This window comes from Streptomyces sp. NPDC054765 (assembly GCF_053612065.1).
Window position 1 is genome coordinate 128569 of sequence record NZ_JBSHBP010000017.1, and the last position, 9754, is coordinate 138322.

11 protein-coding genes are annotated in these 9754 nt (G+C 71.0%); 5 read left to right on the forward strand and 6 right to left on the reverse strand.

Annotated features, from left to right (window positions below; all coding sequences use genetic code 11):
- The first annotated feature begins 52 nt into the window (after positions 1–52).
- The 5 genes from ACWGJY_RS14095 to ACWGJY_RS14115 all read left to right on the forward strand — a co-directional run bounded on the left by ACWGJY_RS14095 (position 53) and on the right by ACWGJY_RS14115 (position 4270).
- On the forward strand, positions 53–988 hold the full coding sequence (locus ACWGJY_RS14095; RefSeq protein WP_453261055.1) for an amino acid ABC transporter permease: 936 nt from the start codon (positions 53–55) through the stop codon (positions 986–988).
- A gap of 270 nt (positions 989–1258) precedes the next feature.
- A complete protein-coding gene (locus ACWGJY_RS14100; RefSeq protein WP_453261056.1) occupies positions 1259–3196 on the forward strand; it encodes an FAD-dependent monooxygenase in 1938 nt (645 codons plus the stop codon).
- Positions 3189–3275 carry a putative leader peptide gene (locus tag ACWGJY_RS14105; protein WP_311624691.1) on the forward strand — a complete coding sequence of 29 codons (87 nt, stop codon included), beginning with the start codon at positions 3189–3191 and terminating at the stop codon, positions 3273–3275. The genes ACWGJY_RS14100 and ACWGJY_RS14105 overlap by 8 nt, the downstream gene beginning before the upstream one ends.
- 78 nt (positions 3276–3353) lie before the next feature.
- Positions 3354–3896 carry a cysteine dioxygenase gene (locus tag ACWGJY_RS14110; RefSeq protein ID WP_453261057.1) on the forward strand — a complete coding sequence of 181 codons (543 nt, stop codon included), beginning with the start codon at positions 3354–3356 and terminating at the stop codon, positions 3894–3896.
- Positions 3893–4270 carry a rhodanese-like domain-containing protein gene (locus ACWGJY_RS14115; RefSeq protein WP_453261058.1) on the forward strand — a complete coding sequence of 126 codons (378 nt, stop codon included), beginning with the start codon at positions 3893–3895 and terminating at the stop codon, positions 4268–4270. The genes ACWGJY_RS14110 and ACWGJY_RS14115 overlap by 4 nt, the downstream gene beginning before the upstream one ends.
- 303 nt (positions 4271–4573) lie before the next feature.
- On the opposite strand, the gene recX is transcribed toward ACWGJY_RS14115, so the two are convergent.
- The 6 genes from recX to ACWGJY_RS14145 form a co-directional block, all read right to left on the reverse strand.
- On the reverse strand, positions 4574–5230 hold the full coding sequence (gene recX / locus ACWGJY_RS14120; protein ID WP_453261059.1) for a recombination regulator RecX: 657 nt from the start codon (positions 5228–5230) through the stop codon (positions 4574–4576).
- A gap of 6 nt (positions 5231–5236) precedes the next feature.
- Entirely contained in the window at positions 5237–6358 is a 1122-nt protein-coding gene (recA, locus tag ACWGJY_RS14125) for a recombinase RecA (protein WP_453261060.1), read from the reverse strand.
- Positions 6359–6585: 227 nt separating this feature from the next.
- Entirely contained in the window at positions 6586–7851 is a 1266-nt protein-coding gene (locus tag ACWGJY_RS14130; protein ID WP_453261061.1) for an AI-2E family transporter, read from the reverse strand.
- A gap of 116 nt (positions 7852–7967) precedes the next feature.
- Positions 7968–8162, reverse strand: a complete 195-nt coding sequence (locus ACWGJY_RS14135) for a DUF3046 domain-containing protein (RefSeq protein WP_453261062.1) — start codon at positions 8160–8162, stop codon at positions 7968–7970.
- A 559-nt stretch (positions 8163–8721) separates the two neighbouring features.
- Positions 8722–8892, reverse strand: a complete 171-nt coding sequence (locus ACWGJY_RS14140; protein ID WP_006607051.1) for a hypothetical protein — start codon at positions 8890–8892, stop codon at positions 8722–8724.
- Positions 8893–9294: 402 nt separating this feature from the next.
- Positions 9295–9754, reverse strand: a 460-nt coding sequence (locus ACWGJY_RS14145; protein WP_453261063.1) for an RNA-guided endonuclease InsQ/TnpB family protein, incomplete at its 5' end; no start/stop codon positions are given.

The window sequence follows — 9754 nt, forward strand, 5'->3', positions numbered from 1 at the left end:
GGACGACGTGGGTGCCGCGCGCAGGCGGGGCGGAAACTAGTGAGGTAAGGGCATGAGCGGTGCCAGCGTTCTCTACGACGTACCCGGGCCGAAGGCCAGGACACGCAACCGCATCTACAGCGTCGGCGGTGTGCTCGCGGTGCTGGGACTGCTGGTGTTCGCCGTGGTCCGGCTCAACACCAAGGGCCAGCTCGAACCCGAGGTGTGGAACATCTTCAACAACGCCGGAGTGCGGACCAACATCCGTGACGGCGTTCTGACGACACTTCAGGTCTTCGCGGTCGCGGCGGTGCTGTCGCTGGTCCTGGGCGTGCTGCTCGCGGTGGCGCGGCTGTCGGACCACAAGCCGGTCCGCTGGCTGGCGACCGGTTTCATCGAGCTCTTCCGCGCCGTCCCGCTGCTGATCACGATCTATGCGCTGTGGGTGACGCTCCTGACCAACCGCGAGAGCCTCGGCCTCGGCGAAAACGGGCCGCAGTTCTGGGCGCTGGTCATCGGCCTGACGGTCTACAACGGGTCGGTCCAGGCCGAGGTGCTCCGGGCCGGCGTCAACTCCGTCCCCGCGGGGCAGCGCGAGGCCGCCTACGCACTCGGTATGACCAAGACCCAGGTCATGACGACGGTGCTGCTCCCACAGGCCGTCCGGGCGATGCTGCCGACGATCATCAGCCAGCTCGTGGTGACCCTGAAGGACACCTCCCTCGGCTACATCATCACCTTCGAGGAACTGCTCTTCACCGCCCGCCAGATGAGCACCAACATCCTCGTCAACGGCAATGACACCTATGTGCCGTTCATCATCGTGACCGGCGCCATCTATGTCGCGATGTGCCTGGCGCTGTCCTCCCTCGCCAACTGGATCGAGCGGCGCGGCAGCCGGGCCAGGACCGGCATCAAGCCGGCCGCGGCCGGCGAGCCGGTGGCGGCCGGCGACGCGATGGAGGTGGCCGACGCGGTACCGGACAAGCCGGCGGCCCGGCGGGACTGAGTTCCCGCCCCTGCGCCGCTCCCCGTCCCCGCGCCGTTCCCCGTCCCCTGTGGCGTTCCCGTCCCTGCGGCCCCGCGCGGCCCTGACGGCACGACGGCCGTGGCGCGGCCGGGAGGAGACCGTCCGGAGGCGGTGGCGCCGTCGCCACCGCCTCCGTCACTTGACGCGAGCGGCCGCAGTGGGTTGCATACGCTGTGTGATCACGCACCGGGCTCCAACTGCCAGTTTCCGCCTGTCCCGTACGTACCAGCGGCCCCGGGGAGCTGCGCCGTGGACCCGGTGATCGTCGTCGGGGCCGGCCCGGTCGGCCTCTCCCTCTCGCTCGCCCTCACCCGCCTCGGCGTGCCCTGCGTCGTCCTCGACGAGACCACCGGCCAGGAGGACACCCGGCCCGCCCGCACCGCCGTGCTCCGCCAGGACACCGCCGCCTTCGTCGGCCGGCTCGGCTGCGCCGGCACCCTGGAGAGCGCCGGCACCCGCTGGACGGCCTGGCGCATCATGCGCCGCCGGCGTCTGGTGGAACGCGTCGCCTTCGCCCCGCGGACCCCGGACGGCGCGGACTCCCCCGCCACCGTGTCACCGGTTCACCTCCCGCAGCATGCGCTCACCCGCGCCCTGCGCGCCGCACTCGCCCACGAGAAGCTCGCCGAGATCGTCACCGGCAGCCGGCTCGCCGGCCTCGAACAGGACGAGCACGGCGTCAGCGCCCAGACACGCGGGCCCAACGGGACGTGGTGGCGCGGGAGTTACCTCATCGGCTGCGACGGCCCGCGCTCGACGGTCCGCAAGCTGCTGGACATCCGTTTCCCGGGCCGTACGGCCGTCGAACGGCATGCGGTGGCGGCGCTGCGCTGCGAGCTGCCCTGGCCCGGCGAGGCGCTGCTGCACCGCTCGCCGCCCCGGCACGGCGGCGGACCGGGCAACGAGGTCTCGGCCCGTCCGCTGGCCGAGGGCCTCTGGCGGCTGGACTGGCTGCTGCCGCCGGGGCGCGAACTCGTCACTCCGGACGCCCTGGTCGCCCGGATCCGCGACTCCCTCGCCGGCTGGACCACCGAATCCCCGGCGGACACGGCCGGCGAGGGCGGCACGGACGGCGGGGCGCCCGCACGGGGACGCGGCCACGGCCGGCTGGTCCCCCCGTACGAACTCCTCGACACCGGCGTGCACACCGTCCACCACCGGCTGGCCCGCTGCTGGCGGGAGGGCCGCGCCTTCCTCGCCGGGGACGCCGCCCATCTGCTGGGCGCACTCGGCACCCAGGGTCTGGACGAGGGGCTGCGGGACGCCGAGAACCTCGCCTGGAAGCTGGGTCTGGCCTGGCACCACGGCGCCTCCGAGGTGCTGCTCGACAGCTACCAGGCCGAGCGCCGGGGCGCGGTCTCGGCCCGGCTGCGCGCCGCGGACCAGGCGCTGCCGCTGCTGCGGGACGGCCGCTCGGCCCGCTGGCGGACCGTGCTGCCGGGTGCGGTGCGCGGCCGCAGCACCCTGCTGACCGACGGCCATCTGGGCCGCGGACCGCTGGGCGCGCCGCCGGTGTACACCCGCACCCCGCTGGCGGCGCCCGCAGCCGGGGGCCCCGTCGTCGAGACGCTCCCCGGTGCGGCCGTCACGGATGTGCCGGTGACCGCGTCCGACGGGTCGGTGGTGCAGCTGCGCGACCGGCTCGGGAAGGGGCTGCTGGCGGTGCTGGTGGCGCCCGGCACCGGCGTCTGGGACCGGCGGCACTGGCAGTCGGCGGGCCTGATGCCCCGGCTGGCCGAAGCGGTCGACGCGCTGCCGATGGCCGCCGAGATCCTGGTCACCGAGGCCTATCCGGGCGCGGCCGCCCACACCGTGCTGCTCGTACGGCCGGACGGCCATCTGGTCACCGCGCTGTCCGGGGTCCGCCCGGCCGAGATGGCCGCCTGCGCGGACGCGGTACGGGGCGGGGCGTGCGGGCGGGAGGCCGGGGCAGGCCGGGCCCGGGTGTCCGGGGGAAACGGGGAGATCGGCGGGACCGGTGATTCCACGGCGTCCCGGGACGGCGAGGCCGGGGAAGGCGGAGCCGGGGAAGGCGGAGCCGGGGAAGGCGGAGCCGGGGAAGGCGGAGCCGGGGAAGGCGGGGCCGGCCAGGATGGGGCCGGGCAGGACGGTGACGGGGCCGGGCAGGGCGGGGCTCGTGCTGTTGACCCTGTGCGAACGTCCGTGCTTCACTCCGAGGATGACTGATCACAGCTCGCGATTCTGGCGGAGGGTCCATCTCGACCTGCTCCGCTATGCGGGCTGCATGTGTCGTCCGTCCTGTTGATCCGCATCTCCTCCCCCGCGCGGCCGCCCGCCTCTGTCCGGCAGCCGCGCCTCTTCGCGATCACCCAGGACGGTTTCCGTGCCCGACGTACGTACCCCTGCGCGCCCGCATGCCACCGGCCATGACGGCGGACCCAGCGCCTCCGAACTCCTCGACTTCGCTCACCGCACCGCCGCGGACCGGGCGCTCATCACCTCGCTCCCGCTCGATCCCGAAGGCCGTACGTGGATCCGGCTGGACGGGCCGGGCGGCAGCGAGGCATGGCTGATCGGCTGGCCGCCCGGCACCGGCACCGGCTGGCACGACCACGGCGGCTCGCACGGCGCCTTCGCGACGGCCGCGGGTGAGCTGACGGAACAGTCGCTCACCGCCGCACTCCCCACCGAGGGCTGGAAGACCCTGGAACTCGCCGACGGCGTGGACCGGGAACGCAGGCTCAGCAACGGCCGCGGCCGGGCGTTCGGCCCGCACCATGTGCACCAGGTGCTCAACCTCTCCGAGGAGACCCATGCGGTGTCGGTGCACGCCTACTACCCGCCGCTGCCGCTGATGCGCCGCTACAGCCGCAGCGGACCGATGCTGCGGCTCGAAGCGGTCGAGCAGCCGGAGGAATGGACATGAGCGCGATCGATGAGCTGCTGGCGCGGGCCCGGCGTGAACTGGGGCGCCGGGTGGGCCCCCGGGAGGCCGCCGCCGTCCAGGAGTCCGGCGGACTGCTGGTGGACATCCGCTATGCGGAGCTGAGGGAGCGCGACGGCATCATCCCCGGCGCACTGATCATCGAGCGCAATGAGCTGGAGTGGCGGCTCGACCCGACGGGCGAACACCGCGCCCCGGAAGCGACCCATCACGCCCTGCCGGTCGTGGTCGTCTGCAACGAGGGCTATGCATCGAGCCTCGCGGCGCTCTCCCTGCGCGAGTTGGGCCTGCACCGGGCAACGGATCTGGAGGGCGGCTTCCAGGCTTGGCGGGAGGCGGGGTTGGCGGTGGGGTGAGAGGAGGCGGGATGGGGTGGGCGTTGGGATGGGGCTGAGGTGGGGCGGCTGCTTCGCCTGCCCGCGTGAGGCCCGGATCCGCCCCAGGACCCGCGGCCCTGCCCATGAGCCCGGCCCCCTCGCGGCTACCGGCCCCGCCGTCACGGCAGCCGACCTCACCGTCACGGCACCCGGCACCGCCGTCACGGCAGCCGACCTCACCGTCACGGCGGCCGGCATCGCCGTCACGACACCCGGCCGACGCCAAGGGTGCCCTGGCCGACGCCACAGTGTGCTGCCTCTACCGCCGTGAGGCCCGTCTCCTCATATCTCCGGCAGGTAGTGCTGCTCCAGAAGGTCCGGGTCCTCGCCTTCCTCTTCCAGGGCCTGTCTGACGACGCGGAGAGCGAGGCCTTCCGGGTAGCCCTTGCGGGCCAGCATTCCGGCCAGCCGGCGAAGCCGCTTGTCGCGGTCCAGACCTCGGGTGGAGCGCAGTTTGCGGTCGACCAGCTCGCGGGCGGTGGACTCCTCCTGCTCGGAGTCGAGGCGGCCGACGGCCACATCGATGAGGGCGGAGTCCACGCCCTTGGTGCGTAGCTCACGGGCGAGGGCGCGGCGGGCCAGGCCGCGCCCATGGTGACGGGACTCCACCCAGGCGTCGGCGAAGGCCGCGTCGTCGATCAGCCCGACGTCCTCGAAGCGGGACAGCACCTCCTCCGCGGCCTCCTCGGGGATACCCCGTCGGCGCAGCGCGTCCCCGAGCTGCGCTCGCGTACGCGGGCTCCCGGTGAGCAGACGCAGGCAGATGGCCCGCGCCTGCTCCTCGGGCGTACGCGGTGGTTCCGGCTCGGCCCTCGACGCGTCGGGATCACCGCCGTTCTCCCGGCCATGACGGCCTCTGCGGCCCTGACGGGTCTCGGCGTCGCCGGCAGCGCTGCTGGTGTCGTCCTCGCTGCCCGGCCATTCCGTTCGCCGCGTCATGACGGGCTAGCTCTTGGCCGCGGCGGCCTTGGAACCCTTGGCACTCTTGGCCGCCGGTGCCGGAGCTGCGACCGCCGGGTCGCCCGCCGCCACCGCGGCATCCGCGCCGGGCTCCACCGCCGGGTCCTGCGGCTTCACGCCGATACCGAGCTTTTCCTTGATCTTCTTTTCGATCTCGTTGGCGAGATCCGGGTTGTCCTTGAGGAAGTTGCGGGCGTTCTCCTTGCCCTGGCCGAGCTGGTCGCCTTCGTAGGTGTACCAAGCGCCGGACTTGCGGATGAAGCCGTGCTCCACACCCATGTCGATCAGACCGCCCTCACGGCTGATGCCCTGGCCGTAGAGGATGTCGAACTCGGCCTGCTTGAAGGGCGGGGAGACCTTGTTCTTGACGACCTTGACGCGGGTGCGGTTGCCGACCGCGTCCGTGCCGTCCTTGAGGGTTTCGATGCGGCGGATGTCGAGGCGCACCGAGGCGTAGAACTTCAGGGCACGGCCACCGGTCGTGGTCTCCGGCGAGCCGAACATCACGCCAATCTTCTCGCGCAGCTGGTTGATGAAGATCGCGGTGGTCTTGGACTGGTTGAGCGCACTGGTGATCTTGCGCAGTGCCTGGCTCATCAGCCGGGCCTGGAGACCGACATGGGAGTCGCCCATCTCGCCCTCGATCTCGGCCCGCGGCACCAGGGCGGCGACGGAGTCGATCACGATGAGGTCGAGCGCACCGGAGCGGACCAGCATGTCCGTGATCTCCAGGGCCTGCTCGCCGTTGTCCGGCTGGGACAGGATCAGGGAGTCGGTGTCCACGCCGAGCTTCTTGGCGTACTCGGGGTCGAGGGCGTGCTCGGCGTCGATGAACGCGACGGAGCCGCCGGCCTTCTGGGCATTCGCGACGGCGTGCAGGGTCAGGGTCGTCTTACCGGAGGACTCCGGGCCGTAGACCTCGACGACGCGGCCGCGGGGGATGCCGCCGACACCGAGCGCGACGTCAAGCGCGGTGGAGCCGGTGGGGATGACCTCGATGGGTTCGTTCGGCCGCTCCCCCATGCGCATCACGGCGCCCTTGCCGAATTGCCGTTCAATCTGTGCGAGTGCGGCGTCCAGTGCCTTCTCGCGGTCGGTGCCTGCCATGGGTTCCACCCGATTTGCTTGAGTCGATCGCTTCACGTCCATGACGCTAACGCCTGCCACTGACAATGCGCCCGGACCCGGCTCCGGCCTGTGGATAACTCCGCGAAAAGCCCGAGGACACAGGCCGGATCTCCCATGAGAATGGATGTTCGATTTTGGTGTCAAGCGACACCGGAACCGGGCCGGGTCATGTCGCCGACGACCCGGCGGGCCTACGGGCCTACGGGTCAGCGGACGCCCTGGCCGTCCTCCTGGACGCCGTCGGCCGCCGTCCGGTCCTCCAGCGGGGCCGGCGGCTGCTCGGCGTGCAGGGTCCGCCGGACGCGGGCCAGGACTCTGGCGCCGCGCCTGCGCCTGCCGTGGACCCGCAGGTCGTCGGTGACCTCGTACCGCTTGACGTAGGCGCCGAGGAACGCCTGCAGCGTCGCCGTCGCCGGAATGGCGATCAGCGCGCCCACCGCGCCCATCAGGGCCGTGCCGGCGACGACCGAGCCGAAGGCGACGGCGGGATGGATGTCCACCGTCTTGGCGGTGATCCGCGGCTGCAGCAGGTAGTTCTCGAACTGCTGGTAGATCACGACGAAGCCGAAGACCCACAGGGCGTACCAGGGGTCGACGGTGAACGCGATCAGGATGGGCAGCGCACCCGCGAGATAGGTGCCGATGGTCGGGATGAACTGGGAGACCAGCCCCACCCATATGGCCAGCGCCGGGGCGTACGGCACGCCCAGGATCTCCAGCACGACATAGTGCGCGAGCCCGGAGATCAGCGCCATCAGACCGCGGGAGTAGAGGTAGCCGCCGGTCTTGGCGACGGCGATCTCCCAGGCGCGCAGCACCTCCGTCTGGCGGCGCGGCGGGAGGACGGAGCACAGGGCGCGGCGCAGCCGGGGCCCGTCGGCGGCGAAGTAGAACGAGAACAGTGCCACCGTCAGAAGGTTGAACAGGCTGCCCAGCACCGTGGCGGAGACCGCCAGGACGTTGTTGGCGCTGTCCTGGACGTACTTCTGCAGCCAGTCGGACTTCAGCAGATTGTTCTGCACCTCGACCCGCGAGAGGTGGGTGTGCAGGGTGCTGTTGATCCAGCTGATGACGGAGTCCAGATACTGCGGGAACTCCTCCACCATGTTGGTGATCTGGCCGGCGAGCATGGAGCCCAGCAGCGCGAAGAACCCGGCCGCGGCGACGAGGATGCTCACGAAGACCAGGCCGGTGGCCAGCCCGCGCCGCATGCCGCGGGCGGCCATCCAGTCGACGGCCGGTTCGACGGCCAGTGCGAGGAAGAACGCGATCAGCACATTCAGGAGCAGGGTGATCAGCTGGTGGAATCCCCAGGTGGCGAGCTGGAAGCAGGCCACCAGAGCGAGCGCGAGCACCATGGCGCGCGGCAGCCAGGGCGGCATCCGCGCATCCGGCCGGCCCTCGGATCGGTCCTCGGACCGGTCCTCGGAGCAGGGGACGTCGTTGCTGGTGATCTCATCTGACTCGGGCACGGAGCCAAGTGTCGCGCACAGTGGCGGCATCCCAGGTCCTGACCCGGACGCCCGTCCGCGCCGCCCGGCCGTCGGGATCGTCTTCTCGCAGGTCAGAGCCCTCAGTCGGAGCGTGATCAGCGCTTTTCGGGCGGTACGTCCATCACCGAGCAGACCACCCGCCACACCTCTTTGGCGCTCCACCCGGCGTCCAGCGCCTCGTGCACGGTCCGGCCGCCCAGGTCCGACATCACATGATCGCGCGCGAAGGATTCCGCATACGCCGCACCGAAGTGGTCAGCCATCCGCTGCCAGAAGATCGTCAACCGCATGAGTTCCGCTCCGTACCCACTATGACCTGCATGTTTCCTGCCCCGCGCACGCCCCACGACCGTCACGGGGTCCAGGGCGGACCTCTCCATGGACCCAAGCATCCATCGCGGCGCAAACCCGTGCGCCGCACCCGGAGCATGACGGGTGGGGATGCACGCAGAGTAGTGCCGGGGCGGCGCGCCCGGACCCCGGCAGGCGGGCATCGGCTCGTCCGGAGCGCCGACGGCTCACGGACGAGCGACTCGGACCGGGGACGGCACGGGACACCGTGCGGAAATCCGGGGCACGGCAGTGGCTGTCGGGTGAGCGAGGCGATGAGGAGCGGTGGCCGCATTCTCGACGTGCCGCCCTGCCGCTACCGCTGCTGCTGCCGCCGCCGCCGAGGAGAATTCCTCCGTAGGGCTCCGTAGGGCTCCGTCGGGCGGTGCCGGGAAATTCGGGGAGATCTTCTTCAGGTCACCGGATGTGCCCTGTCATGCGGGTGGGGCCGAAAACCCGGTTTCCGGCCCCACCCGCATCACAAGAATTCGCGCATCACGAGAATGTCCCGCCCCGAATTCACCAGCGATACCACCGGCCACGCTTACCCCCGGCACCCGCGGAGCGCAGGACGAACCCCAGCAGCCACACGGCGAGCACGATGACCGCCACGACCCACAGGGCCTTCAGTGCGAACCCGGCGCCGAAGAGAAGGAGTGCGAGAAGCAGTACGAGAAGCAGGGGGACCATAGTTATCAACCTCCGAGACACCGTGTGCCCCGCGCAATTCCTGCCACACCTTGTGAATTTATGTGTTTCTTAATCGTTTTCCAGGGCATCAGAGCCGGCTGTCCCGTGCCGAGATCCTTTTCCGGTCGGTCTCTTCCCGGCCTTTCCACAGGATCTGTCGCGGACTCAATTTCCCACGGAATCACGGACTTTGGGGTGGCACGAGCGAACAGCGGGCCGAGCCGAGCCGCGGTGTGCCACCGGCCCTCCCCTGGAGGTGCCGGCTGATCGTCCCGCTGCGGGAGGAGAGCGCCACGAGCAGCACGATGGCGAGGACACCGAACACCAGGCCCAGGTAAGCGCGCAGGCGGCGGACGGTTCCCCGTTGAAGTGCTCTCCCGGCTGAAGCCGGGAGATTCCTGCTTACCTTGCGGCAGCGGGCTCGACGCGCTTCGCGCGCCTGACGACTGCCCTCCCGGCAGCCGGGATGAGCGCGAGGCCCATCCGGTACAGGTGCAAGACGTTCCGGGCTGCGTTGTGGTCGGCGTTGCCCGACCAACCGCAGTCCGGGTTCTTGCACACGAACACGGCCTGGCTCTCCCGGTTGCCGGGCGTGGTGAAGCCGCACGCCGAGCAGCGCCTGGAGGTGCCGGGGGCGGGGACCTTGTGCAGGGTGCCGCCGAGTTGGGCGGTCTTGTACGTCAGCATGGTGACCGTCCGGCCCCATGCCTCCCCGCTGATGGAGCGGTTCAGCCCAGACTTCTGGGCGACGTTCTTCCCCGGCTCCCCGATGGTTCCCCCGGCCGACTTGACCATGTTCGTGATAGTGAGCGCTTCGACCACGACGGTGCCGTATGTGCGGGCGATGACGGTGGTCGTCTGG